At 58.5% G+C, this 1,576-nt stretch carries 1 protein-coding gene; it reads left to right on the plus strand.

Features of this window, described 5'->3' with window-relative positions; translation table 11 throughout:
* Positions 1 to 93: 93 nt before the first annotated feature.
* Complete coding sequence (locus tag NKH17_RS33280) at positions 94 to 1,260, plus strand: IS110 family RNA-guided transposase (RefSeq protein WP_352973537.1); 1,167 nt, start codon at positions 94 to 96, stop codon at positions 1,258 to 1,260.
* The last annotated feature ends 316 nt before the right edge of the window (positions 1,261 to 1,576 follow it).

A 1,576-nucleotide genomic window follows, 5' to 3' on the forward strand; every position in this document is an offset into this window, starting at 1 on the left:
TTTAGATCCCATGAGGAGTGAACAGCGGCCGGCGCTCTGTCAGGGTGAGGCTGCATCGAACCACTCACTCAACAGGAGATCGCCGTGGAGAATGTGTCTGCCCAACCTGGAGTCCCAAACGCTGTCCGTGTCGACCTTGGAGCAATCTTTGTCTCCCTGGAACTGAGCCGCTCAACCTGGCTGGTTACGTCGTTGTCGCCGGGCAGCGGCGACAAGATGTCGAAACGTGCTGTGGATGGCGGCGATATTGCCGGACTGATCAGCCTGTTCGAAGACCTCCGGAAGAAGGCGTTGTCACGGACAGGGCGATTGTTCCCTATCGTGACCATTCAGGAGGCTGGTCTGGACGGCTTTTGGATTCATCGAGTCCTGGAAGCCAATGGGTTCGAGAGTCACGTCGTCGACGCGGCTTCTATCGCAGCGTCCCGTCGTCGCCGGCGCGCGAAGACGGACAAGATCGACGGGGAGGCATTGGTTCGAGCACTTCTTGCCTTCAAGCGTGGCGAACCGCGCGTATGTGCAATGGTGAAGGCGCCAAGTCCGGATAACGAAGATCGGCGTCGCATTTGCAGGGAACGCAAGGTCCTAATTGCGGAAAGGGTGGAGCACGTCAATCGTATCAAGGGTCTGCTATTTGCCCAAGGCATCAGCGGTTACGAGCCGCTTCGGAAGGATCGGCGCAAACGACTCGACGGTCTGGTGACAGGCGATGGCCGCCAGTTGCCTCGGCACCTAAAGGCTCAAATAGATCGTGAACTTGATCGCCTTGAACTGTTGCTTCAGCATATCGCCGCTGTGGAACAGGAGCGCGATGCAATGATGTCCGCCACAAAGGATGCTCCACATACAGCGCCTGGACCTGCGGCCGTGCTGAGTGCTCTCAAAGGGATTGGATCGGAGTTCGCCGCTATCCTCTGGGCCGAAGGGTTCTCTCGCCATTTTGACAACCGACGCCAAGTCGCCGCCTACGCAGGATTGGCACCCACGCCGTGGCAAAGCGGAACCATTGATCGTGAGCAAGGCGTATCGAAAGCGGGCAATCCACGGCTGCGCACGACGATGATCCAGCTCGCGTGGTTGTGGCTGCGGAACCAGCCGCATTCGGCACTCAGCCGTTGGTTTGCTCAGCGGGTTCAATCAAATGGGGGTCGGCTGAAACGGAGCACGATCGTTGCCCTGGCGCGCAAGCTGCTGGTGGCGCTGTGGAAGTACGCGGCGTTCGGCATCCTGATCGAAGGGGCCGTCATGAAGAGCGCGTGACGGCCGACCGGAACCCAGAACAGCAATCTCCCAGGGCTGATCAACCCTGGCGGATCCAGGTGAGCGAACCGCCTCAAAGTTTGGCTTCAAATGCCGCGCTTTAGAATGGACTCGTTCTCCTGAGCCTTTGCCGCAACGCAAGCGGGATAGTGGTGCAGCCGAACGAGACGGCGACCGTATGTGAGTTTGAAACGGCAACGGAAACGTGCCGCGTCGAGCGAAATGGCTCAGACTTTGGATACCGATGAAGCACCCTGAAAGGTTTCGCCATGGACAAATGAACTTGCCTTGACGCATCACTCCTCATGTGAGCTTT

Origin of the sequence: Mesorhizobium sp. M1334 (assembly GCF_040317995.1) — a bacterium.
Classification (GTDB): Bacteria; Pseudomonadota; Alphaproteobacteria; order Rhizobiales; family Rhizobiaceae; genus Mesorhizobium.